General features: G+C 47.8%; 22 protein-coding genes. 6 read left to right on the top strand and 16 right to left on the bottom strand.

The genetic code is table 11. From position 1 onward, the window contains the following. Positions 1–720 precede the first annotated feature (720 nt). From K331_RS0121790 to K331_RS0121740, 10 genes are all read right to left on the bottom strand, one after another. Positions 721–1266: a carboxymuconolactone decarboxylase family protein gene (locus K331_RS0121790; protein WP_028591915.1), complete on the bottom strand. Its 546-nt coding sequence runs from the start codon at positions 1264–1266 to the stop codon at positions 721–723. 59 nt (positions 1267–1325) lie between these two features. Then, positions 1326–2111 carry an ABC transporter ATP-binding protein gene (locus K331_RS30135; protein ID WP_036635519.1) on the bottom strand — a complete coding sequence of 262 codons (786 nt, stop codon included), beginning with the start codon at positions 2109–2111 and terminating at the stop codon, positions 1326–1328. 78 nt (positions 2112–2189) lie between these two features. After that, on the bottom strand, positions 2190–3002 hold the full coding sequence (locus tag K331_RS0121780; protein ID WP_028591914.1) for an ABC transporter ATP-binding protein: 813 nt from the start codon (positions 3000–3002) through the stop codon (positions 2190–2192). Then, on the bottom strand, positions 2999–4198 hold the full coding sequence (locus tag K331_RS0121775; protein WP_028591913.1) for an ornithine cyclodeaminase family protein: 1200 nt from the start codon (positions 4196–4198) through the stop codon (positions 2999–3001). Before K331_RS0121775 ends, K331_RS0121780 begins: the two co-directional genes overlap by 4 nt. 238 nt (positions 4199–4436) lie before the next feature. Continuing rightward, positions 4437–5276, bottom strand: coding sequence for an ABC transporter permease (locus K331_RS0121770; RefSeq protein WP_028591912.1), 840 nt, complete (start codon positions 5274–5276; stop codon positions 4437–4439). Positions 5277–5307: 31 nt separating this feature from the next. After that, a complete protein-coding gene (locus K331_RS0121765) occupies positions 5308–6234 on the bottom strand; it encodes an ABC transporter permease (RefSeq protein WP_226383668.1) in 927 nt (308 codons plus the stop codon). A 175-nt stretch (positions 6235–6409) separates the two neighbouring features. After that, complete coding sequence (locus K331_RS0121760) at positions 6410–7951, bottom strand: ABC transporter substrate-binding protein (protein ID WP_028591910.1); 1542 nt, start codon at positions 7949–7951, stop codon at positions 6410–6412. A 151-nt stretch (positions 7952–8102) separates the two neighbouring features. Next, positions 8103–9104 (bottom strand): M14 family metallopeptidase, encoded by a 1002-nt coding sequence (locus K331_RS0121755; RefSeq protein ID WP_028591909.1) that lies wholly within the window; start codon positions 9102–9104, stop codon positions 8103–8105. A 231-nt stretch (positions 9105–9335) separates the two neighbouring features. Then, a complete protein-coding gene (locus tag K331_RS0121750) occupies positions 9336–10745 on the bottom strand; it encodes an NCS2 family permease (protein ID WP_028591908.1) in 1410 nt (469 codons plus the stop codon). A gap of 312 nt (positions 10746–11057) precedes the next feature. Further along, entirely contained in the window at positions 11058–12083 is a 1026-nt protein-coding gene (locus tag K331_RS0121740) for a hypothetical protein (RefSeq protein WP_028591907.1), read from the bottom strand. Positions 12084–12397: 314 nt separating this feature from the next. Between K331_RS0121740 and K331_RS0121735 the strand changes: the two genes are divergently transcribed. Next, positions 12398–12922 carry a ClbS/DfsB family four-helix bundle protein gene (locus tag K331_RS0121735; protein ID WP_028591906.1) on the top strand — a complete coding sequence of 175 codons (525 nt, stop codon included), beginning with the start codon at positions 12398–12400 and terminating at the stop codon, positions 12920–12922. Positions 12923–13178: 256 nt separating this feature from the next. Here the strand turns inward: K331_RS0121735 and K331_RS30130 are convergent, their stop codons facing one another. The 4 genes from K331_RS30130 to K331_RS31130 form a co-directional block, all read right to left on the bottom strand. Next, positions 13179–13751: a hypothetical protein gene (locus K331_RS30130; RefSeq protein WP_028591905.1), complete on the bottom strand. Its 573-nt coding sequence runs from the start codon at positions 13749–13751 to the stop codon at positions 13179–13181. Between the two features lie 109 nt (positions 13752–13860). Next, positions 13861–14478 (bottom strand): Type 1 glutamine amidotransferase-like domain-containing protein, encoded by a 618-nt coding sequence (locus tag K331_RS0121725; protein ID WP_028591904.1) that lies wholly within the window; start codon positions 14476–14478, stop codon positions 13861–13863. A 390-nt stretch (positions 14479–14868) separates the two neighbouring features. After that, complete coding sequence (gene guaA / locus K331_RS0121720) at positions 14869–16407, bottom strand: glutamine-hydrolyzing GMP synthase (RefSeq protein ID WP_028591903.1); 1539 nt, start codon at positions 16405–16407, stop codon at positions 14869–14871. A gap of 291 nt (positions 16408–16698) precedes the next feature. Continuing rightward, positions 16699–18147: a polysaccharide deacetylase gene (locus K331_RS31130; protein WP_051289963.1), complete on the bottom strand. Its 1449-nt coding sequence runs from the start codon at positions 18145–18147 to the stop codon at positions 16699–16701. Between the two features lie 127 nt (positions 18148–18274). Between K331_RS31130 and K331_RS0121710 the strand changes: the two genes are divergently transcribed. The 5 genes from K331_RS0121710 (at position 18275) to K331_RS0121690 (ending at position 23311) form a co-directional block, all read left to right on the top strand. Beyond that, a complete protein-coding gene (locus K331_RS0121710) occupies positions 18275–18916 on the top strand; it encodes a DedA family protein (protein WP_028591902.1) in 642 nt (213 codons plus the stop codon). 269 nt (positions 18917–19185) lie between these two features. Beyond that, on the top strand, positions 19186–20736 hold the full coding sequence (locus tag K331_RS0121705; RefSeq protein WP_028591901.1) for a spore germination protein: 1551 nt from the start codon (positions 19186–19188) through the stop codon (positions 20734–20736). After that, positions 20730–21950: a Ger(x)C family spore germination protein gene (locus tag K331_RS0121700; protein ID WP_226383667.1), complete on the top strand. Its 1221-nt coding sequence runs from the start codon at positions 20730–20732 to the stop codon at positions 21948–21950. Before K331_RS0121705 ends, K331_RS0121700 begins: the two co-directional genes overlap by 7 nt. 2 nt (positions 21951–21952) lie before the next feature. Next, complete coding sequence (locus K331_RS0121695; protein ID WP_028591899.1) at positions 21953–22189, top strand: hypothetical protein; 237 nt, start codon at positions 21953–21955, stop codon at positions 22187–22189. Between the two features lie 12 nt (positions 22190–22201). Continuing rightward, the gene (locus tag K331_RS0121690) at positions 22202–23311 is read left to right on the top strand and encodes a GerAB/ArcD/ProY family transporter (protein WP_028591898.1); all 1110 of its coding nucleotides are present in this window, start codon (positions 22202–22204) and stop codon (positions 23309–23311) included. Between the two features lie 14 nt (positions 23312–23325). Here the strand turns inward: K331_RS0121690 and bcp are convergent, their stop codons facing one another. After that, entirely contained in the window at positions 23326–23787 is a 462-nt protein-coding gene (bcp, locus tag K331_RS0121685) for a thioredoxin-dependent thiol peroxidase (protein WP_028591897.1), read from the bottom strand. Positions 23788–24071: 284 nt separating this feature from the next. Next, positions 24072–24860, bottom strand: a complete 789-nt coding sequence (locus K331_RS0121680) for an ABC transporter permease (protein ID WP_018888296.1) — start codon at positions 24858–24860, stop codon at positions 24072–24074. Positions 24861–24862 lie beyond the last annotated feature (2 nt).

Genomic DNA, 24862 nt, shown 5'->3' with positions numbered 1-24862 from the left:
TTTGCTCCAGTTTTCATACAGTCAAAGACATGTACCAAAACCTTCGCATTGGATTTTGCTTCACAAAATCCGCTCACTCGTTGTTCAGTTTTCAAAGATCAACTTTGTTTTCTTTACCAAGCAACTCTCGCTCAGCAACTTTTATATCTTATCATATCCTTGCCAAGTTAGCAAGCATTTATTTTAATTCCTTTTGGCTGTTAACCTTGGAAACTAAATACTGCTTTGCCGCCCTGATTTCTCAGTGCTTTCTTGGCCGGAATTAGAATATACCATGTACAACAACTTAGTGCAATACTTTTTTTCAAGAAACTTCTCTTCACTTTTTTCACTCCCACCACTTTCACCACTATCTTGCCGTTTTCAATATATTGATGATCAGCCTATGCCCAAGCCTCTCTCACTTTTCAATAACAGGTGCCTTATTTTTTCCGTCCATCATTTCATTTGTTTCGTCTCATCACCAAACTATACGCTCAGTACACATCCAAACACTAACTTTTGCTTCTTAATTACCTAATCTATGCTCTCTGATACATCTTACTCTGCCGACAATGCTCTAGACGCAGCAAAGTAACAGTTCATTTCACGTTCCACACCCTCTCCACTGTGCTAACTTTTCTCACCATACTCATCCCTGAATTTATCCTTTGAACCATTCCGAAATAAAAAGACAAGCCTGCAATCGGGCGCAGGCTCGTCCATTTACGATTTCATCATTTATGCCTTGGCTGGCAGGATGCTTTTGTCGAAGTCTACCTCGAATAGATACTCATCAAGATCTACCTTCAACGCCGAGTTAAATATATTAGAAGCAATCATCTTGCAGCCAACCGTTGTGATGACCACAATCTGCTCATTCGTGAAATGCTCCTTCAGTTTCTCGTAGATAGCCGGATCAATATGATTCGGATCATTAACCAATCCTCTGCCATAAGCAATCAATACGTTCTCTATCTCTGTGAATTCGAATTCATCGAACGCAATATTTAGTTCCTTCAACAGCTTGGCGTGATACGTAGAGCATACGAGACAATCATTTTCTGTAGAAATCGCATAGCAATAAAAGTATACCGCTCTTGTACCAATTACATTTAACAGCTCATTACGGATCGGGTAGAACTCCATCGCCCGGAAGGATGGCATGGAATGCAGCAAGGTTTTTACCATATTCGTTACCCTTGCATTGTCTCTCAGCTTTGCCTCGTAGAACTCCTTAGCTTCTGGTGTCATATCCTCTACTTGCGCCAAAGGTATTATACTCATCCTATCGTCCTCCTCTGAATTTGAATTTCTTCAACAATTTGACCTTAACCATTCAACCTCTAATATTCGAAATAAGGAATCTCGATTCGTGGGATCGCCTGAATAAGCGATTGCGTGTAGGGATGCTCGGGCTGTCTGAATATTTGCTCTGTATCCCCTGACTCTACGACCTCACCCTGCTTCATGACCAGAACCCGATCCGATATCGTATAGATAACTTCGAGTCCATGCGCGATGAAGATGTAGGACAGATTCCGATCCTGCTGTAGCCGCTTCAGCAACTCCAGAATTTGTGATTGAACAGTCATGTCCAATGCTGATGTAGGCTCGTCACATACAATTACCGTTGGTTCAGCCGCAATGGCTCGGGCAATGCCGACACGCTGACACTGTCCCCCTGACAGCTCCTTCGGATATAGATCGCGATAATGGACAGGTAGACCGACATCCGTCAGCAGTTGATCTACTCTTCGCTCGACCTCTACCCTCGAATATCTGAAGTACAAGCGTAATGGCTCACCTAGAATATCCTTGATTTTGAGTCTCGGATTGAGCGAGGATACAGGGTCCTGAAAGATGTACTGAATATTACGCTTCGTTGCTCTGCTCCGTCGCTGGCCGCTGACCACTTCACCATTCAAGGTGATATCACCCGAGGTCACCGGAGTCATACCAGCTATCATCTTGGCTACGGTAGTCTTGCCACTTCCCGATTCACCGACAATGCCAAGCGTCTCCCCTTGCTTCAGAGAGAAGGAGACCTCCTTCACGGCTGCGAACTCTCCACTCGTCTTGGTCTTGTATATCTTTCTCAGATTCGAGACCTCCAGGAGCGGTCTGCTCATTCGATCACCTCACCCTCAGTACTAGTCATCATTAAGGCGGCATTGACTACCTATCGACAATGAATGACGCTCTTTACCTTATTTTTGAAAATAAATCCGCGGCATGCTGTTCAGCAGCTGCCTGGTATACGCATGTTGTGGATTCGTGAAAATATCCGTCTTGGTGCCTTGCTCCACAAGCTCGCCATTCTTCATCACAAGCACCCTGTCCGCCATCTCATAGACCACGCCCAGATCATGCGTAATGAAGAGGATACTCATCGCATATTGCTCCCTCAGCCTTCGAATCAGCTTCAGTATATTGGCTTGCACCGTGACATCCAGCGCAGTAGTCGGCTCATCGGCCAGTAGCAATCGCGGCTTGGAGGATAGCGCCATCGCAATCATGACACGCTGCCTCATCCCTCCCGACAGCTGGAATGGATACTGCTGGATGACTTCCTCCACATTACGAATGTCTACCTGATGAAGCAACTCCTTGGCTTGCTCCAAAGCCTGCCTCTTCGTTAGCCTGGTCTCTCCATGCAGACGGATCACATCCACCATCTGGGTCCCAATGGTAAAGACCGGATTCAACGCGCTGAGGGCATCCTGAAATACCATAGCCATCTCACGGCCCCGGATCGCTTGCAGCTCCTTCTCATTCATCGCAAGCAGGTCCTCGTTGTTGAAGCGAATCTGTCCGCTTGTATATCGAGCTGGTGGGGTCGGCAACAGCCTCATGATGGATTTCGCCGCCACACTCTTCCCACTACCCGACTCTCCTACCAAGCACACAATTTCGTCCTCATAGATGTCAAAGGATAAATTGTTGAAGATCGGAGACCATTGTTGCTTTTTCTCGAAGCCCATACTGACATCCAGCACTTCAATGATTTTGTTACGTGTCATGGCTGTATCTCCTCGAACATAGCAATGTCCTGTACGCCCGTCTGATTTCGCTCCTGTATTGTGTTCAGTACAGCATGCGCAAGCGCCAGATCGAAGATCTGCAAGCCGAATGCGTTGAACATTAGCTTATGCTGTGCATTTTGCTTCAGATGCGGTTGTTGATTAGGCTGTTCCTGAGGACTCTGCCCCTGATTGATACGGGAGCGCTGCTCATAATTTCGTTCTTGTTCAATACTCTGATTTTGTTCAGCAATCTGATATTGTTGGATATTCAGTCCTTGTTGGTTAACTTGCCCTTGCTCGAGACTCGATTGCTTCCTATCCTGCTCACGCTTCGCTTCAACTTGACCACAGAGTAGCTCCTCCAGCAAAGAGATTTTACCCGTCACGACTGTCTCATCCTGACGAGCCAGCTCGAACAAGGATTGACTACTGGTCAGTACACCACTCTGATAATCATCGCAGATGATATGGTCGAAAGCCGCAATGGCCTCTGGTGTAACATCCCTAATACCCGCGTGAATGTACAAATGTCCCGGTACAAAGTGAGTCTGCTGCAAATAAGGCGTGGTAGCAGAGGTAATCCCGATGACGATCTCAGCGAGATCCAGACAATCAGGCAGAGTAGGCAAGACCTTCAATTGAAGATTCCGTTCGCTTGCCAAGCTCCGCAGACTCTCTGCCAACCGACGGGCATGCTGCTCATGACGACTCCAGATATAGATGGTCTTAAGGCGGGGCAGGAAAGGAATAACCGCCATCAATTGATGTCTGGCCTGATATCCCGATCCACATACCAAGAGCGTCCCGGCATCCGGGTTCGCCAGCAGCTTAATAGCCGTGGCTGATACGGCACCTGTACGCAATCCACTGATCAGGAGTCCGTCCAAGAGCGCACGTGGCATCCCGGTATCCAGATCATTGAGCATAATCATCGGGTGCGTAGATGAGCTGTGTCCTGCTTGCTTGTGCACATGCGAGGTCCATTTAATACCGGCTATTCGCTCCGCAGCTAAATACCCAGGTAATGAATAAAAGGCCCCCGCATCCAGATGCTCGGGAATCATGGCTATCTCCTGTGCACAGACGGCCAGACCATCAGCTTTGTGCCGGAAAGTACGCTCGATGATGGCTTGTGCTGCCTTAGGCTCAGCTATGCCGCTCTGAACGATCTGCTCATGAGTGATGATTAACATTCGGGAATCCTCCTTTCTCCAACATACCTTACTTATACTTCTACTTTTACTTCTGAGACTTCATAGCATAATCTAATCATAACTAATGATGAAGTAGCTGATGAAGCAGCTGATGAAGCAGCTTGCTTCTTATGAATTTAGTAACGGACTTTAGCGACGGACAGGTGAGCAATTCAGGGAATGGACGTCTGTACTCCATCTAGTGTCTGCCCTTCATCTAGACGTCTAACCCAAGCCCCTATCCAGCTTCGGACTTGTCCCGAAGCCAATCACTTACCAGATTAATGGTCAGAATGACAAAGGCAATCACTAACCCCGGAATCGTGGACAGCCACCAGGCTGAGCTAATATAATTCTTGCCATCATTTATCATCCCGCCCCAGGTCGGAGTAGACACGTCGATACCAAGCCCCAGAAAGCTAAGAGATGCTGCAAGCAGAATCATACGCGACATCTGCAGGGCCGCCTGTGTGACAATTGTGAATAACGTGTTCGGTAGGATGTGACGACGCATGATATCCAGACTGGGTACCCCCATGGCCTTGGCTGCCTCTACATACTCCAATTCCTTCAGCGACAGCACCTGACTGCGGACGACACGAGCGAAGACCACCCAGCCGGTAACAGACAGAACAATAATAATATTGGTCAAGCCTGAGCCAAGGACTGCTACCATAACAATGGCGAGCAGCATGCTTGGAATAGACATCTGAATATCCGCAAGGCGCATCATCAGTGCATCAATCTTGCCTCCATAGTATCCAGCAACGATGCCAATCATTGTACCGAATACACCTGCAAAGGCTACAGACACCATACTCATCCAGAGCGATAATCTGCCGCCATACAACAACCTGCTTAATATATCTCTACCAAGCTGGTCCGTACCGAGCAGACTTAGACCATCGTGCGAGCTGTAATGGCTGAGCGGAGGGATCAGGATGTCCTGCAAAGACTGCTTGTATGGGTCATAGGGCGAGAACACGGGGGAGAAGATAGTTACCATGAATATCATGGCTAGTACCGTAATCCCGATAATCCCTTTCCAGTTGCCTTTCAGCAGAGCTAATTTATTCATTGCGACTCCTCACTTTTAATTCCTCACTTGGTTACTGCACCTTGATTCTGGGATCGATCCACAGATAGATAAGGTCTGTCAGAAAATTAATGGCAATATACAGCACGCTAATCACGAGTATGCTAGCCTGCACCAATGGGAAATCCCGATTACTTACCCCCTGGACGATTAACTGACCGACCCCGGGCCACGAGAAGATCGTCTCCGTCACAACAGCGCCCGCAATCATGACACCGAACTCCAGACTGATAACTGTAATAACTGGCAGCAGCGCATTTTTCAATCCACGCCTGAACACCATTTGCCGCCTGGAGAAGCCTTGTGCCTTGCTTGTAATCATGTAGCTCTGCTCCAATACGTCAATGAGGGCGGATCTCATCGTGCGGGCAATCGGCGCAATCGGATATGCCGCTAGCGTGATGGCAGGCAGCACCAGCGAGGCCCAGCCTCTATTCCCTGATGTCGGGAACCAGTGTAACTGTACAGAGAAGATCAGAATAAGTACAATTCCTACCCAGAACACAGGTAGAGACTGTGTCACGAATATCCATGTGCTTAACAAGTAATCAACAAAGCTATTCTTCTTGTATGCAGACACAATGCCTACCAGCATACCTACGACTATAGCAATCACAATTGCAGCTACGGCAAGACCAATTGTCTGCGGTAGCCGATCCAGAACCAGTTGGAGAGCAGACTCTTTAAAATATAAAGAGTTGCCCAGATTACCAGTAATCAGGTCCTTAAGGTAATCCACATATTGCATAAGCAGCGGACGATCGTAGCCTAGACTGGACCGAAGTGCCGCCACCTGCTCCTCTCCCGCCTCTGGTGGTAGCATGAGTCTGGCAGGGTCTCCAGACAGGCGAATAATGAAGAAGATAACTGTGGCTGCTCCCAGTACCGCCAACAACGACTGCCAGACCCGACGGAAAATATAGGGTCTCAATCCACACACACTCCTATCACCGACATATGCTGATGCTTATGAATGAAGCAGCACATATTCGTTATGAGGTCACTTTTCTAGCATTCGTACCTTTTCAAAAAGTAGTTCCGCTACGCTGGCATAGCCCCTCATAATACAAGAAGCTTTGCCAGCCATGTAGCGGTGCCCTATCTATAAGATGGCCTTAGTTCGCAGGCTTGATCGTCACTACTGGAATTGAACCATCAATACGGCCATTCCAGTTCAGTTCATTCGATACGCCGTAGTATTGATTCTCTTGATAGAGGAAGATACGTGGTGCATCCTGCAGCACAATCTCCTGAATCTCTTTGTACAGAGCCTTGCGACGTTCCTGATCTGAAGTAGAGCGTGCCTCATCCAGCTTCGCATCTACCTCTTCATTATTGTAAGTAGAGTAGGACTCCCCAGAGCGCAAAATCGCATAAATCGCTGCATCCGCATCCAGTGTGTTCGTACTGCTCCAGCCCAGCACATACATATCAGACTGCTTATTGGAAGGAACCAGTGTGCGGTATACAGAGCTTTCTACATTGTTCACTTTGACAGTTACACCGATCGCCTTAAGCTGCTCCGCAATAACCTGTGCGACATCTGTATTCTTGATGTACCAGCTAACTGTATCCAGCGTAGTGGAGAACCCGTTCGGGAAGCCTGCTTCAGCCAGCAATTGCTTCGCTTTCTCCGGATCATAGCCATAGCCATCAAATTCCCCAGCATAGCCAAAGTCCTTAGGACCGATCAGGCTGTTCGTCTGGACAGCAGCCCCTTGCAGTACATTATCCACGATTGCATTTACATCAATTGCATAGTTCAATGCTTGTCTAACCTTCGGGTTGTTGAAAGGCTCCTTGTCTGTTTTGAAGCCAACATAGACTGTGTTCCCCGCACGCTCAACAACCGATAGCTTGGCTGCCGAGGAGGATTCGATCAGATTGCGATTCTCTGGAGACACTGCCGTAATAATATCTACCTCACCGTTCAACAGGGCGCTTACACGTGTGGACGCTTCAGGGATTGAGCGGAAGGTAACCTTCTTCACAGCCGGCTCACCACCCCAATACTCGGAGTTCGCTTCGAGCACCACCTGGCTTCCTTTATCCCAGCTTACGAATGTATACGGGCCTGTACCGACAGGCTTCTGGGCAAAAGCTTCCTGGCCGACTTCTTCGGTATACTTCGGCGGAACAATCTCCGTTGGATAACGATTGAAACGTGTAGGAATCAGCGGGTCAACCTTCTTGGTAATTACATGCACCGTCTGCTCGTCTATAACCTTGACCTCTTGAATAGTAGAAATATAGCTTGCCGTCGGAGCATTATTCTCTGGCTTCAGCACGCGGTCAATAGAGTATTTGACAGCCTCCGCATTAAACGGCTCACCATTCGTGAACTTGACACCCTCACGCAGTTTGAACTCCCACGTCGTATCGTCCACCTGACTCCAGCTTGTGGCAAGGCCCGGGACCAGCTCTTCATTCTCATCACGCTTGACCAGCGTATCGAAGATATTGTCTACGACCTGTGCATTTTCAGTCAGGAAGCCAGGGTCTAATCCATTGACGTCAAAGGCTCTGGCAACCGTGATCTCCAGCGGCTCTGTGGCAGCAGGCTCTGGGGAGCTGCCTTCTTGGGTCGAGGTAGTGCAGCCTGCAACAGCCAAGCTAAAAGCCAGGAACAATAGCAACAGCGCGGATTTCTTTCTCATTTCTTTCATAACCCTCTTTCTTATATGTTGTCGGCTATCCCCACAATCAATGCTTCTTGCGGTCGTCTTTACAGATCAACACTATGGCATTTCCCGAACCCCCCGGATTTACACCCGTGCACTCTCTATAGTCAACCCCTGATTTATGGATCTAGCCTTGTGTATCCTCTACAGAACTTTCAAGAACTCCTAACATGACGGCATAGCCCTGTTTCTTTACAGTGGACGCCGTATGGATGGACAGAATGATCGCTTGAGGCACTGGGCACGATATGACACTCTCTTCAAATACCGGCAAGCTGATCACCTTAAGCAGCTCTTCACCTAGAGTTACAATGGAACCCGCCGCTGCATGGTGAAGTAGTAGACCTGATGCCTCGAACCTGAGCTCCCTCACTTCACGGATCGTGGTCGGAGATTGCGTTGGTGCGTGAGGTACGACCTCAGACTGCATGCCTAGTCCCGATAGAATCATCGCTATCGAATACTCATGCTGCCTCACCGCCTCTGGCTTCCACGCGATCCCACCTCCGCTTTCCAGCAATACCGCTGGAATACCTGCCTCGCACACTGCCTGAACCAACATTGCTTTTGCATCCGTTGGACACTCATATATGGCGGTCAGAGACAGCTGATGAAGCAGACGGGCTGCGGTCTGATAGGCTTGCGGGTGATTGGTTGGTAGCATGGCGAACGGACATACATCCAGATACGCCCCTCCCCCGTGAAGATCAATCAAGAAATCGGCATGCTGTACAATCTGTTGCAGTAGCCACTCCCCATAGAGGTAGGAATGGCTATCCTTGCGATCATGCCCGAATACTCTGTTCAGATTCACCGAATCAACAGGGCTACCGTTAGTCCCCGCCAGACATGCTGAGGGATTGACGACAGGACATAGAATGATCTGCCCTTGCAGACTGGAGGGCACTATAGTCTCCAACAAGCGAAGTATGGCCACAATCCCGTCGTACTCATCTCCATGAAGAGCAGCTTGCACCCACAGTGTAGGCCCGAAGCGCTGACCTTTCACGACGAAGAAGGCTGTAACCTCATCTGCAAAGGAAAGCGATACCTTTGAGACGGTACCTTCAGGCTGTTCCGACAGGGCTGCTTCGAGTGAAGCATACTGCAGTTGTACATCTCTAATCATGAGACACAAGCTCCTTCGACTCTGTTGATGAACGCTAAAAATTGGCAATCAAATATCCAATTAATTTCATCGGATTTAATGTATTATTGAATATTATTAGACTCTTTTCGACAGATGTCAACAAAAAATAGTATGTATATTCTTGCCAATGCCGCATAACGAAAAAATGACAAAAAAACTGCCCCAGGCCTTGGCCTAGAGCAGCTTGAATTTGTTGCGTGTTTTACTGTATTAGCCCTCGCTTCCTACCAATACATAACGCAGGATAATTAGAATAGCCAGCACCCACATCATCCAGTGGATAGAGTATTTCTTACCCGTCTTCGCAGATGCCATATTGGCTACCAGAGCCAGAATGACATAAGTCACGATCCCGAAGGAAATACCATTAGCAATATTGTAAGTGAATGGCATGATGACGAAGGTCAGGAAAGCTGGAATCGCAATGACCATGTCCTGGAAGTCAATTTGCTTGATTGATTGAGCCATCAGTACGCCAACCACAATCAGAGCTGCCGCAGTCGCTGCACCTGGAATCAGAGCCGCAACCGGCGCCAGGAATAGAGCCAAGAGGAAACATACGCCTGTAGTTACAGCCGTCAGACCTGTCCGACCACCTTCAGCAATACCTGCCGCACTCTCTACGTAAGCCGTCGTTGTGGAGGTTCCGAGCATAGCACCACCAGTAACAGCTACTGCATCAACGAACATAGCTTTACCAACACGCTTCTTGCCTTCTTCAGGCTCATCCATAATTCCCGCACGTTGCGCTGTACCCACCAATGTACCGAAAGTATCGAACAACTCAACAAAGGTGAACGTAGCAATCGCCGAAATGATACCTGTATGCATAATACCGTTCCAGTCGAATTCCATAAAATTCAGCTGTGTAAAATCAGGTGTCCAGTGAGCATTAGGTCCAGATAATACGCTGTAATCTACCGCACCCATGAACATCCCAATCACCGTCGTGCCCAGAATACCGAACAAAATCGCACCCTTCACACGCAGGACCATCAGAATGGAGATCAGCAACAGGCCGAAGATCGCGAGCTGTACACTGGTATTCTCCAGGCTTCCAAGATGAATGACTGTCTCATAGGACAATACATTTGTAAAGGTGTGTGCCGGAATGTCATTACCAGCCTCGACACCGATAGTCATAATTCCACTGTTCTTCAATCCAATAATGGTAATGAACATACCAATTCCGACTGTAATCGCATGCTTGAGACCATCAGGAATGGCTACAAGTAGCGTCTGGCGAACTCTCGTTACCGTCAGCAAAATAAAGATCAGACCGGATATAAATACAGCCGTAAGTCCCATCTGCCAAGTGAAAGGCTGGTCGCTTGTAGCAGATGCCAAAATTACAGAAGCGAAGTACGCATTCAAGCCCATTCCCGGAGCCAGAGCGACAGGAAAATTAATGAATAGTCCCATAGCAATGGTGAAAATACCTGCTGCAAGCGCGGTAGCCAGAAATACGGAGTACCAGCCAATATCAATCTGTCCAAAGGCTGTTAGTGTATTCGGGTTAACTGACAGTATGTAAGCCATAGCCATAAAAGTCGTGATCCCGGCCATAATCTCCGTACGTACTGTCGTGCCGTTCGCTTTTAATTTGAAAAATCGTTCCACTAATCTCTCTCCTTAAATTCAAAATGTCATTGCATTTCGTACGGTTACTGCAAGACTCCTTACTACTATTGTCAGCAGACCACTAGTTCATGTACGTGCAAAGGATTGACATTGCTTTCTCATTTTAGGGCGAGGCAGCAGGATTGTCAACCATATAAACGAACATTAATTATTTTAACTGTCACATCGTTCGTAATCTATGATATTAGACCTTGATTTTATAGGATATTGTATGTAATCAGACCATAAATTCATTAGAAAAAGGCTCTTGCATCATGTTCGAGGCTAGAGCAAACTTTGGATCGAACCCGCTCATAGCCACCATGTCCTATCATCCCAGAGACCAGCCTCCTCAACTACTTGCCGAGCAAGCTTGTTCGACTTGAGACTCTTGAGCCCCACTAACAATCGTCGCAGACTATTCGGCTGTTGAACACATCGCTCAATGTCCTCAACCGTCAGGGTCTTCATCTCGAACATCGCCAGCTCCTCCAGTACGGGGGACGATTGCACCCAGTCCAGGCTCTTCAGCCCTACATTGGCAAGTATAATTCTGTGCAGGTTACTTAGACGATCCAGAGAAGGAAGCTCGGCAAGATGCGGCTGGTCCTCTACCTTCAGGCTGCGTAATCCTGTTAGCTCAGAGACGACAGAGAGATCAGATAAGCCTTTCACCCGCAACAGCTCCAAATGCCGCAATGCTTCTAGTCCTGCTAGTGTACCCAGATGCTCGGCGCTGCCAAAGCTTAAATCCAGGCTTTCCAGTAAAGGCAGCTCCCTAAGAAGTTCAAGCTCCTCCAGTGGCATACCCTGAAGTGCAACCTGCCTCAGACTTGTCAGCCCGCCGATCACATTCAGATTACGTTGATGCCCATTCACACTTAGCGATTCCAGATGTGTGAACCTCTTAAGCACCGACAGATCTGTCTTCTTCGTCTTGGTCTTGCCAATTCTGAGCAGCCTTAAGTCCGCAGGAACAAGCTCCAGCACCGATAACGAATCAGCCTCATACACATCCAATTCAAGCTCCTTCAGCTTAGGCAAGGTTCCAATAGCCTCCATGTGAGTTACCCGAGTGTTGCAATCTACACAGAGCTTCTCGACATAACTCATCTGCTCAAGACCCGAGAGATCACCCGGCTTCAGGTGAAAGCCATAGATTCGCCATACGATATCTGGCCTTACCCGAAAGAGCTCCTCATTCAACATACGCAGCATATCCATATCAGGTATATAGAGAGGCTCGCTGTATTGCACGATACCCACCTCTTGATCCTCAGCCAGATGCTTGATGTATTCAAGCGTCCAGCCTGCTTCCATTTGAATGCGTTTATGCATGCTGTCACCCCTTCTGTCCATTGAAAAAAATAAACTTTATACTTAGGTTATCTTATCGCAGGCTCTTCTCTTGCTCAACAAGACGTGGGACCCATGACCGATTGTAAGACAAGCATGAGAGAGCCATGAGATCATTTGACCTTCCAATTCCAACAAATAAACATAGGTTACCCATATGAACATGACAAGCAGTTGTCATCTTCCTGCACCTATAATAGTTGAAGGAAGAACCCTTACACGTTCAATCTATATAGCTTGTCTTTTCACTGCGTCGTACAAAGTTATACATTTCACAAATATAGGAGGTATTTATAATGGCAAGCTTTAACTATCCAGACAAGCAAGCCTTATTGAATGAGCTGGACAAGCGGGCTGGGCTATTTATTTCGGAGTTCGACGAGGTTCAAGAGCAGGATAAGGACGTCCTTCATGCTGATGTGGATCGGACACCCGCACAGATGCTGGCTTATCAGCTCGGCTGGATGAAGGTGGTGAAGCAATGGGAAGAGCAGGAGTTGGCAGGGCAGGAGGTCAGTATGCCGCTGGCAGGCTATAAATGGAATCAGTTAGGTGAGCTATACCGCCACTTTTACCAGCAATACGAGAATCATACACTAGAGGAGATGACCATCGAATTCAAAGCAGATATCGCACTTTATCATGCTTGGATTCAATCCTTATCAGACGAGGAGTTGTTCAAGCAAGGGCACAGGCAATGGACAGGAAATCTTCCCCAGTGGCCGATTGCGAGATGGATTCACATCAATACCATCGCACCTTTTCAGACATTCCGTACCAAGATTCGTAAATGGAAAAAGGGTAACTCTATTCATTCATGAAAACCGTCTTACTCGGGCTTGGCTACCTACCATGAATCCAAGGCGGATTAAGGTGGCTGTGCAGCAAGAATCTTAGCCAACGAGTAGTTAGAGTCGGTGTAGTCGGAGTAGGAATTGTTATAGTCAGAGTAGGCATAGTTAAAGCCCTTCAAGATGCCTGGTGGGGCAGACCAAAGGGCTCTTTTCAACAAGCCATATGCTGGGTGATAGAAAGTATAATTTATAATTGCTTAATGCTCATCGCACAATATTCCCTCTATATATAGAATTCCAACTCATTCTTCTTCGCAGAATATTTCAATATGTAATCCCCGTCACCCTCCAGCCTTCTGGATGCAATCTTGATCTGGGTATAGTCGAGTCTCGACTCTCGCAGCACACGCTTGACTGCTTGTATTCCTAGCTCTTCATCAATCACGAAGCAGTATATGTTCAGGGCATATTGTGGGACCGGACTCGCTGTCTTCCCCATGTCGTATCCGTCGACATCCCCCAAGCCCAACCAGCCTAATTCATTTTGCAACGCCTCGCTAGCTTTATCCTTGAGCCACTGATCGCGCTTGCTGCCTGCCATACTCTTCATCGGATACTGGACGATTAGCATATAGCCGTCATCCTCCCAGGGAGCCTGATAGCCTTTGGCATGGTATTTGTCCATGAAATCCCGTCTGAATTCGTCCTCGCTGCTATATATGCCCGGGAAATCAATTCTACTCGTTGTTCCACGGGTGCCGACTGTGCCAACATGCTCAACGACCTGGCCTTCCTCGTGCCAGTACTCCACATACAGCAGCTTACCATCCTGTTCTTTTTTGTATAATTTGATCACGCTCTGCCCTCCATTATCGTTGTGTGCTGCCATTCTTCATAGATAACGGCATTTGGTATGTAAATGAGTATCTTGACCAGATCAAACGTGAGTATGGAGCCGCTTGAAGTCAGACTTTCTCAATACGGATGTTAACATCCTGCACAAGAATAACTTCAGCATTACTAATAGGGTATAAATTCAATTGATTGCCGTATTTCTCAATAATGTTCTCCACTGCTCTAATGAACGGAATGTTCGTATGATGGGGTACGGGATAGAAATCAATGACCCCCAGTGCTGCAAAGGTATCCAGAGCTGGACCTTCCTGCACATTATCCATGAGCTGAGCATATTCAATCGAGGGCGCCAAAATCATGGAGCCAGCGGATTCACCAATGAACATTTTCCCAGCTTGAACCTCTTCTCTGATGATTACATCGGCACCGGTTCTTTTTAACTCTTGAAGCAGATAAAAGGTGTTGCCTCCACTAATATAAATGTAGTCATTCTCTCTGATCTTATATTCAATCTCTTCTTGTGTGGCTGTGCTTAGTTCAAGCTCATCGACAATCAGCCCTATGCTCTCCAATGCTTTCTTTGCTGATTTCACATAAAACTTGACCTTCTCCGGAATACTTGCCGTCGGGATAAAGGTCATCTTCTTCCCTTCCAACGGTTCAGCGGTGAAGGTGGCTAATGATGGAGCGACATCCTTAAAGGATGAGGCTAGGAATAATTTTAGCATCTGATATTCTCCTTTGGGCAGCATGAGTTGGGACAGCATATGTATAACTGATTTCAGATATATTATAAAGCATAATATCTTCAAAAAGTGACACCTTTGAGCCGAGCACTTCATAAATGGGCGTGCATCATACTTAGTAATATTTCCTCTTCTCACCTTCGTATTCTGTTACGTAACCCTGTGGGCCTACTCTCACGATCTATTAAGAGAGACTGTCTGAAGACACCTTCTCAGGGCTACATAGACCAACTCCACTCGTAGTCATATAAAAGAAAGACTCCTGCCGTACAGCGATATTTCGCCGATACAGCAGGAGTCTTGATATGACGATATAAGTCTTAACGATCTTGTTTATTCATCCCGCCTTATTAAGGCCAAGAGCAGATAAATCTACTCCCACTCGATCGTCGCTGGCGGCTTGGAGGTGATGTCATACACAACGCGGTTCACGTTATCCACTTCGTTAACGATCCGCACAGAGATTTTCTCCAATACGTCCCAAGGGATACGTGCCCAGTCAGCTGTCATGCCATCAATGGAAGTAACAGCGCGAATACCTACCGTGTAGGAATACGTACGGGCATCCCCCATGACACCTACGCTCTTCATGTTCGGCAGAGCCGTGAAGTACTGCCAGATCTCGCGATCCAGGCCAGCCTTCGCAATCTCGTCACGCAGGATATAATCGGAATCGCGCACGATCGTCAGCTTCTCTTCTGTCACTTCACCCAGCACACGAATAGCCAGACCTGGGCCTGGGAATGGCTGACGCCATACGATCGCTTCTGGCAGACCGCACTCTTCGCCTACCTTACGCACCTCGTCCTTGAACAGAGCACTCAGCGGCTCAATCAGCTTGAACTTCATGTCCTCAGGCAGTCCGCCTACGTTGTGGTGAGATTTGATCGTCTGAGCCGTAGCCGTACCGCTCTCTACGATGTCCGTATACAGCGTACCTTGGGCCAGGAAATCAAAATCATCGAAGCGAGCAGACTCCTCTTCGAATACATAAATGAACTCATTACCGATGATTTTACGCTTCTGCTCCGGATCATCCACACCTACCAGCTTGGACAAGAAACGCTCACGCGCATCAATCTTCACGACCTTCATATCGAACTTGCCGACGAAGGTCTCCATAACGCTCTCTGCTTCGCCTTTACGCAGCAGACCATGATCAATGAACATACAGGTCAATTGATCACCAATCGCTTTGTGAATGAGCATAGCCACGACAGAAGAGTCCACACCGCCGCTCAGTGCGCACAGAACCTTCTTGTCCCCCACTTGCTCGCGAATTTCACGAATCTGATTCTCAATGAAGGACTCCATCGTCCAGTTGCCTTCACAGCCACAGATTTCGTACAGGAAATTACTGATCATCTCATTCCCGTTCAGGGAATGACGCACCTCAGGATGGAACTGAACAGCGTAAAAGTTCCGGTCCGGATGGCTCATCGCTGCAATCGGAGCACTCTCTGTACCTGCGTCCAGCTTGAAGCCTTGTGGCAGCTCAGTAACATGATCACCATGGCTCATCCATACGGTTTGCGAAGCATCCAGCCCTTTCGCCAGAGCAGATCCTTCATTGAACTGCACGTCTGCCTTACCATACTCACGCTTGCCAGCACGTTCTACCTTTCCGTTCAGCTGCTGAGCCATGAGCTGCATGCCATAGCAAATACCAAATATAGGAACTCCAAGATCATAAACAGCCGGATCTACGTGAGGAGCATTCTCGGCATACACGCTGGATGGACCGCCAGAGAATACGATTCCTTTCGGAGAGAGCTCACGAATCTTGTCGGCAGGTGTATTATATGGAAGCAGTTCGCTATACACACCCAGATCCCGGATTCTTCTTGCAATCAATTGGTTGTATTGTCCTCCAAAATCCAGAACAACAACGATTTCATTAGGCTTATTCATTACCGTGCCTCCCTCAATTAATGGATTCATTATACGCAACGACAAAACACGTCGTCAAGGAAGGCACTTGTCTTTTCAAGATATCCCAGAATACGGACTCTCCAGCCGAACACATCCTTATGCTCTCAGGCAAATCATCTCTTCCAAATCCTCAGGCTTCAATTGCTCGTTGCCCCTACATTCTGCCCTAAAAGCATGCTGTCGCCTGCCAATGGGCTGAATCCATTATTCCCAGTAATATAGTGCATCAACTGTCCCGAGCTTCACGGGACCTAACTCGTTCATTCATCGTTATATTGCCTTGATTCGATACTCTGCCGACTGATCCCCCTCATATGTCACGACATAGCCCAGTCCTTCCAGCAGGTCCCTCAGTGGCAGGTAAAGGCTATCCGCTCTCATTTCAATGTTTGAATTCATCATATTCACACCTTGGGTTCCTTGGACCCCATGTACATAATTCATGTTCGCCTTGCTTTGGGCAAATCTCTTGCTCTTATATGCATTTTGAAGCAACTTATTTTTCATCAAATAGCCCGTAAAATACTTCACACCGTCCGTCACACTAGACAGAGCGCTGACACTAGCATTCCTGCTATGAGCACCGACCATCAGGAGAGGCACATCACGCTTGGGGACATAACTGACTTTGCTGCTGTTATTCATCTGATAGATCCCACCTTGTCGGGCATGAATCTCTATATATCGTTCTCCTATGCGTACAGAGGCAATCCCTGTCTTCGGCTGCCAGACCACTGTGCCGCCCAACTTCTCCACGACACTGCGTAATGGCGCAAGCACATGCCCTTGCTTCCATTCATACTCGCTCGCGGACAGGCTCAATTCTTGTGCTCCTATAGCGACATGTAGAGCAGGTCCAGACTCAAGCAGCGCACGGTTCGTCAAGATATGCTCGGCGATCCAGCTCTTCCCCGGTTGGGAACGTGTAAGCGCCTTTGCCTTCTGTGACACCGGGAACTGCCACTGCCGCATCTCTGGAGTGAGTACAGCAAAGGAATACCCTGCCGCCTGGTACTTTTCTATAATACGAGGTAGTGCCTTTACCGTCTCTCCCCTTGCCCCTCCATCGTGCAGCAACACGACCTTATCTCCACGCTCCGTAATCCCTTGTATAGACTGCTGTACAATCTCTTGTGCCGGAACACCTGAACGCCTTGAATCGCCGCTGTCCACATTCCAATCCACCACCGTATACCCGGCCTGATCCAACAGACTATAGTAAACATCATCGAAATGTCCATAGGTCCCTCCCGGCGCTCTTACCAAGGCAGGACGTTCCCCTGTAACACTATGAATAATGCTCTCCGTTCGCTTGATCTGACTCCAGAATTCCTGGAAATTGCGATACAGTTCCTCGTAGCTATGATTATAGGTGTGATTACCGACGACATGACCTTCCTCTGCCATACGCCGAATCAACTCTGGAGACCTCACGGCATGCTCTCCTAATACAAAGAACGTTGCTTGCACATCATATTGCTGTAGGATGTCGAGCACCTGCCCGGTGTATTTCCCTGGTCCGTCATCAAATGTTAAGTAGACCGTGCCGATGTCTGTAGTCCGAGCTGAAGCTACTATCGTGGAGGACCCGGAGCCTGTCGAGCTCCCGGACTGTAGCAGGGAAGAGTCCGCCTGAAACCGTGCTAACGCCTGCTCGTATGATAGAATGGACATGAGCATCCATAGAATGGTTACACACACAACGAATCTATATCTCATCGGGATCCCTCCATATATTGAACCTAGTATTTTTTGATAAAATATATGAAATGATGAAGTTAAATAGACTAGTCTGGTGCATATTTCGAAAGAAAGATATCGCAGAGGAAAACAGGAGTGAATAGCTGTGGAAGTGCTGCAATGGATTGAGGGTTTATTCGAAAATTACGGGTACTGGGTTCTCTTCGTCGGACTGCTGCTGGAATTCATCGCCTTGCCTTTCCCTGGGGAGACATCCATGGCTTACGCCGGGTATCTTGCCTATGCAGGCAGCTTGAGCTTCTGGCCCTTGATCGCTCTGGCCTTCCTAGGTACGACCATTGGCATGAGCATCACGTACTGGATTGGCCGCAGAGTGGGGCTTCCTTTTATCGAGCGTTATGGAAAATGGCTATTGCTCAAGCCTGACAAATTCGCCCTGACCCAACGCTGGTTCGTCAAATATGGCTACATGCTCATCTTTGTGGGCTACTTTATTCCCGGCGTGCGCCATTTTACGGGCTATTTCTCGGGCATTACAGCTGTGCCATTTCGCAAGTTCGCGCTCTACGCCTATAGCGGCGCCATGTTCTGGGTCATACTCTTCATCAGTCTTGGGAAAGTATTTGGCCCACAGTGGGATAGCGTATTCCTACTAGCAGAGCGCTATGCTGTACGTATTGCCATCTATGCTGGAGCCGTACTCCTCATCGTTCTGTTGATTCGAATCACAAGACGTATATTCGGCAGCCGTTCCGGTCGCAAGGATCGGATTTCAGGGCCGCGTTAAGCTTCTACCCCACCCTTCGGTTTCCAGAATTTACGGAACATACAACAGATCAACCAGCTTAGCTGGCTGATCTTTTTTTTGTGTGGACTTATGTGGCTTATGTGGACTTACTTATGTGGACTTATGTGGACTTATGTGGACTATTGAAGACTTATGTGGACCTGTGTAACTACAGTTTGTAGGTTGTATTGGATATAGAAGAAACAAATGGAATAATTCTGAACCAAAGATTGCACACTAAAGAAAAATCAGAAGCGAGGTCTTGAGATATGGAGAGCTCCACATATTCAACTCAACATAATCAGCCTCCTGTAGACACGATCTCATCCCTCCTCACCGACAATGTCTCGTTCATCCAAAATAGCATGGGCGCAAGCAGTGATCTCATCTATAAGGAAATCCGGAATAACGATTCCTTGAAGATGCTTCTGGTCTATCTGGATGGGCTGATTGATATGCAGCAGCTTAACGGACATATTCTCAGCTCCTTACTCAGCATAGAAAGCGAAAAAATTGTAGTGCTATCAGCTCATGAACAGGTTGATTACATTCTCAAGCAAGCTCTCGTAGCCGCCCATTCCGGCAGCTTTACTTCCACTCAGGAGCTCTTCAGCCGGATGCTCTCCGGTCATGTGATCTTACTCATGGAGGGTAATAGTCAGGGCATATGGGTAGATGCCGCAGGCTGGGAGGAGAGAAGTGTCGGAGAGCCTCTCTCACAAGGTGTTGTCCGCGGACCGATGGAGGGCTTTACGGAGAATCTGCGTACCAACACAGCTCTTGTGCGCAAACGTATTCAGGATCAGCGACTTTGGATTGGGACCAAGAAGATAGGAGCCGTGACAAAGACCAGTGTGGCCATTATGTATCTGGAGCACTTGGCAGATCAAAAGGTACTGGCTGAATTGAACCGTAGATTGGACAGTATTGAGATTGATTCTATTTTAGAGAGCGGATATATCGAGGAGGAGATTCAGGATACGGCGTTTACGCCCTTTCCAACCATCTATAATACTGAACGGCCAGATACGATCGCTGCTGGTATTCTGGAAGGAAGAATCGCTATTTTTGTGGATGGAACGCCTTTCGTACTGCTTGTTCCCGCATTATTTATTCAATTCTTCCAATCGGCCGAGGACTACTATCAGCGAGCGGATATCAGTACACTGCTTCGTCTAATTCGTTTTCTGTCTTTTTTTATTGCTCTATTGGCCCCGGCATTTTATATCGCGATTACCACCTTTCATCAGGAGATGCTCCCTACCAACCTGTTGATCAGTCTGGCAGCCCAGCGGGAGGGCGTTCCTTTCCCTGCTTTTATCGAGGCATTATTAATGGAGGTCACCTATGAAATATTAAGGGAGGCTGGGGTTCGTATCCCCAAGACGGTCGGACAGGCCGTCTCTATTGTAGGAACCCTGGTGATCGGTCAAGCGGCGGTAGAGGCTGGTGTAGTCTCTGCTGCCATGGTCATCATAGTCTCTATTACTGCCATCTCGACTTATGTCGTTCCCGAGAATGGAATGTCCATCGCGGTTCGTATGATGCGCTTCGTATTCATGATGCTGGCCGCTTCCTTTGGTCTATTCGGTATTCTGCTCGGTCTGCTTGCCATGACCCTGCACTTGACCACCTTGCGCTCCTTTGGTGTTCCCTATACGAGCCCGTTTGGTCCCTTCATAGCAGGTGACATCAAGGATACGGTTCTTAGAGTCAATTGGCCTCTCATGAGGACAAGACCTCGTTCCTTCGGCTCAGAGACAAGTCCTAGATCCCAGAAGCGTTCCTACAGACAAAAGAAGAGGAGAAGAATGTGGTAAAAAAACACTGGAACATCATATTGGCGTTTGGATTACTTTTGCTCTTGTCTGGATGCTGGGATAAGGATGAACTGAATGAAATGGGGATTGCTCTCGCCCTTGGTATTGATACGGAAGGTGAACTATACAAAGTCTCTGCCCAGGTTGTACTCCCAACAGGAGTAGCGGCAAGATCTGGCATGAGTCAAGGTGCCAGTGCCGTGACCGTCTATGAGGCCACAGGACCGACATTAAACGAGGCCGTAAGAAGGCTCACTGAGATCAGCCCTCGGGTGCTATATATTCCTCAGCTTCGCGTCGTGGTTCTGGGCGAGGAGTATGCCCGCAAAGGCATTAGCAACCTGGTGGAAGAGCTTATGCGAGATGTATATTCACGCACTGACTTCTTCGTTGTTGTCGCCAAAGAACACAAAGCATCGGATATATTGCAAGTGCCCACTTCCTTGGAGAAGATCCCTGCCAATCAAATGTTCTACTCCCTCCTGTTCTCCTCTAGAACCTGGGCCCCAACAACTACAGTAACGATTGACCAACTGATGAGGCAATTGGTCAGTGACGGAATTCATCCAGTGCTGTCTGGAATTCAGATTCAGGAGGCGCAGCCTGCTGATGGAGATCAAGCAAGCAATGGTGAGGAGCCCCTGAAGCCTAAAAGAAATCTGCGTGTTGCTTCGCTTGCTTTATTCAAGGATGATCGCTTGATTGGCTGGTTGGATGAGACGGATAGCAAAGGCTACAATTACATTCGCGGCAACGTACACTCCACCTTCGGGCATATTGTGACTGAACAAGGAGGAGCCGTAGGCGTCCGTGTACTGCGAAGCAAGACGGATAAGAAAGCAAAAGTCATTGATGGTATCCCGCATATACAGATTAAGGTAACCAATATTCTCCTAATTGTTGAAGTTGGATCGACCCAATTCTCACTTAAGAAACATGAGGACCTCCAAAAGCTGGAGCGAATGGGTGAAGAACAACTCGTACAAATCCTGCAGAATGCTTCAGATGTCGTCCAACACAAATTCAAGGTGGATGTCTTCGGATATGGAGATCTGATCCACCAGTCTGATCCCAAAGCATGGAAGGCACTGAAACAGGACTGGAACCATACCTTTAGTGAGCTTCAGGTGGATTACAAAGCAGAGGTGAAAATTACAAGAGTGGGGCAATTAGGAGATACTTATCTGAAGAAGATGAGGGGTGAGGAGAGATGAGCATGAAGCAGGCTTTACTGACCTGCGCGGTTGGGCTCGTGATTGCCCTGAAGGACACTCCCACCCTATTGCGCAAGAAGAGCATCAAGGAGCTGGCAGTCTATTCGCTTATGCTGGTACTTGGAGTATGGCTCAGTATTCTTGGCGCTAATTTTGAACGCAATGCTACACCCCTGCTTTTGATTGAGTTCATATACAGACCTGTAATTCAGATGCTACAGCATATTTTCCCAAGCTAAGGAGGATAAATCATGATTGAAAAAGGGCGTCTTAGCACACGCCAGATCGCTATCCTGATGTTCATCTTCCTGCTGGGAGAGAGCGTATTAATCTATCCATCTGTGATTACTGCCTTGGCCAAGCAGGATGCTTGGCTTGTCTCTCTAGCAGCACTTCCATTCGGCGTCATGGTCGTCTGGATTCTGCTTCGACTTCATCGTAAATATCCAGATCAAAACCTGATACAAATCAGTCACACGGTTCTTGGCAAATGGTTTGGGAGTATTCTGTCCCTCTGGTATCTATTTTTTTTCTACATAAGCACAGCCCTGTTCATTAGGCAAATTGGGGATTTCCTGAATACTCAATACTTCTCGAATACACCACTCAGGATTATCATCCTGCTGTTCATTGGCATCCTAATCTGGGGAGTATCTGCCGGTATTGAACCACTAGGACGCACGGCAGAAATTATGTTCCCCTTCCTGCTGCTGGCATTCACCTTTCTGGTGATCTTTTTACTGCCTCAGAGCGAATTTACGGAGCTAAAGCCAATCATGGAGGCAGAGCCCCTCGCGATACTGCATACCATTTTTGTAGTTATCTCCTATCCGTTCGGACAGAGCGTGGTGTTCAGCATGTTATTTCCCCTGGTTAACAAGCAATCCCATATGGGGCGAGACGTGTTGGTCATGGCAGCTGCCGCTGGCTTGCTGCTCACCATTATACTGCTGACCTCTCTGCTCGTACTGGGCTCATTCCTCTCGGAAAGTACGATCTACACCACTTTTTTTCTGGCGAAAAAGGTCAGCATCGGCGATTTTCTACAGCGAATGGAGGCTATTCTGACGACAGCCTGGATTGTTACTACCTTCTTCAAGACCGTGCTTTATTACTATGCCTCCATACTGGGGACGGCTCAATTGTTCAAGCTGAACAGTTATCAGTCTCTCATCTGGGTAGTCGCACTTATTTTCTTTGGGCTGAGTATCGTAGTATCACCAGACATGGAGTACTATGTGAGTGACTTTATCTCGTCCTGGACACTTTGGGACCTCACCAGCGGTCTAGTTATTCCACTACTGCTATTAATCCTGCCTGCATGGTCTCTGCGAAAAAAAGTGAAGGCCAATAAGCATTAAATAAAACAGCACCACTAGGCATGCAATTGGGCAAGCACGCTCTCTATGTGCCCTTTCACCTTCACCTTACGCCATTCCTGTACAAGTATCCCTTCCTCATCAATGAGGAAGGTGGAACGCACAATCCCCATGTACTGCTTGCCATACATTTGCTTCTGCTGCCATACACCATAAGCCTCTGACACGACATGCTCCTCATCCGCTAATAGCTGGAATGGCAGACCGTACTTCTCAATGAACTTGCTGTGCCGCTGCAGCGGATCCGTGCTTACACCGAGAATGACCGCCCCTTGTCCACTGAACTGCTCATGATGATCTCGAAAATCACAGGCCTGTGTCGAGCAAGCTGCCGTCAGATCCTTTGGATAGAAATACAATATCACCTTGCTCCCGCGGTAATCCGATAGTCTGACCATCCCTCCCTCACTGCCTGGCAGCTCAAAGTCGGGCGCTGGTTGTCCTATGATTGCATCCATGTACCTTACCTCCTAAATATGTATCTCAAATAAATGAACTATCTTAGCTCGATTGGATTCATTGGAACTTGCTATACATACCATTCGAGCTGATCATGCAAGAGTAGCCTGCTCAGGAGGCAGACCAGAACTGGGTCATGATCTGCTTCACAAGAGGCTGCTTCTTACCGTATTTACTTCATTTTTTCTCATTGCTTGCTTACAGTTATCTCTCTGCGGCCTCTAGTGCCAATTCCTACTGATTTCTCAACTGTTATTCCGTTACTGCTGCCGCTCTTTCCTTCTTACGAGCCTGCTCCCCGATAACGACGTACACCATGATTCCAGGCTAGCAAGCCCAAAGTCAGGAAGATAGCACCCATGACTGGAGTAAGCAGTGCCATCATGCGCATCTCGGAGCGCTCCAGGAACAACGAGGCTGGATAGACTCCTACGAATGCGAACGGAATAATCCAGGTCAGCAGCACCTGAAGTGTTCTATTGTAGATCGTAACTGGGTAGCGCCCATAGCCCTGTATGTTGTACATCAGCGGAATGATACCGGTTGGTGCATCCGAGTAGAAGGACAGAGACGTCAGCATCGTATAGATCCCTGTATAGATAGCAACTGAGCTTAACGTCATAATGATCAAGCCCGGAATATACCACCATTCGAAGACCATGCTCATCTGCGCGCCACTCGCGATCATGATGATTACGCCGACCAATGAACCGACCAATGCAGGTGGGTCCACATTTTCCAGCATGATCTGGAATAGATTATGGGCAGGACGTGTCATGACACGGTCCATTTCCCCCTTCACGATGTACCTTTCTCCGAACCCCCACATGTTGACAAAGCAGTTGAACACGCCAAAGGGTACCATGAAATAGCCATAGACGAACAGAACCTCACTCTGACTCCAGCCGCCCAGATTATCGGTGTGCATGAATACCACAAAGATGAAGATCAGGTTCGTGGCCTGGAATAATAGATCGGATACGACCTCCACCCAGAAATCGGCGCGGTAGGTCAGCCTGGATTTCATGTAATTTTTCAAATATTCAATGATTAAGCTCCAATAATACTTCATTA

The organism is Paenibacillus massiliensis subsp. panacisoli DSM 21345, assembly GCF_000426545.1.
GTDB lineage: Bacteria > Bacillota > Bacilli > Paenibacillales > Paenibacillaceae > Paenibacillus > Paenibacillus panacisoli.
Note: the sequence above shows the minus strand (reverse complement) of the source record. Positions and strands in the feature narration are given on the sequence as shown.

Bases quoted from the DNA above. Each gene is read 5' to 3' on its own strand.
- K331_RS0121790 (WP_028591915.1), bottom strand. From the start codon at position 1,266: ATGAGTATAATACCTTTGGCGCAAGTAGAGGATATGACACCAGAAGCT.
- K331_RS30135 (WP_036635519.1), bottom strand. From the start codon at position 2,111: ATGAGCAGACCGCTCCTGGAGGTCTCGAATCTGAGAAAGATATACAAG.
- K331_RS0121780 (WP_028591914.1), bottom strand. From the start codon at position 3,002: ATGACACGTAACAAAATCATTGAAGTGCTGGATGTCAGTATGGGCTTC.
- K331_RS0121775 (WP_028591913.1), bottom strand. From the start codon at position 4,198: ATGTTAATCATCACTCATGAGCAGATCGTTCAGAGCGGCATAGCTGAG.
- K331_RS0121770 (WP_028591912.1), bottom strand. From the start codon at position 5,276: ATGAATAAATTAGCTCTGCTGAAAGGCAACTGGAAAGGGATTATCGGG.
- K331_RS0121760 (WP_028591910.1), bottom strand. From the start codon at position 7,951: ATGAGAAAGAAATCCGCGCTGTTGCTATTGTTCCTGGCTTTTAGCTTG.
- K331_RS0121755 (WP_028591909.1), bottom strand. From the start codon at position 9,104: ATGATTAGAGATGTACAACTGCAGTATGCTTCACTCGAAGCAGCCCTG.
- K331_RS0121740 (WP_028591907.1), bottom strand. From the start codon at position 12,083: ATGCATAAACGCATTCAAATGGAAGCAGGCTGGACGCTTGAATACATC.
- K331_RS0121735 (WP_028591906.1), top strand. From the start codon at position 12,398: ATGGCAAGCTTTAACTATCCAGACAAGCAAGCCTTATTGAATGAGCTG.
- K331_RS0121725 (WP_028591904.1), bottom strand. From the start codon at position 14,478: ATGCTAAAATTATTCCTAGCCTCATCCTTTAAGGATGTCGCTCCATCA.
- guaA (WP_028591903.1), bottom strand. From the start codon at position 16,407: ATGAATAAGCCTAATGAAATCGTTGTTGTTCTGGATTTTGGAGGACAA.
- K331_RS31130 (WP_051289963.1), bottom strand. From the start codon at position 18,147: ATGAGATATAGATTCGTTGTGTGTGTAACCATTCTATGGATGCTCATG.
- K331_RS0121705 (WP_028591901.1), top strand. From the start codon at position 19,186: ATGGAGAGCTCCACATATTCAACTCAACATAATCAGCCTCCTGTAGAC.
- K331_RS0121695 (WP_028591899.1), top strand. From the start codon at position 21,953: ATGAAGCAGGCTTTACTGACCTGCGCGGTTGGGCTCGTGATTGCCCTG.
- K331_RS0121690 (WP_028591898.1), top strand. From the start codon at position 22,202: ATGATTGAAAAAGGGCGTCTTAGCACACGCCAGATCGCTATCCTGATG.
- bcp (WP_028591897.1), bottom strand. From the start codon at position 23,787: ATGGATGCAATCATAGGACAACCAGCGCCCGACTTTGAGCTGCCAGGC.
- K331_RS0121680 (WP_018888296.1), bottom strand. From the start codon at position 24,860: ATGAAGTATTATTGGAGCTTAATCATTGAATATTTGAAAAATTACATG.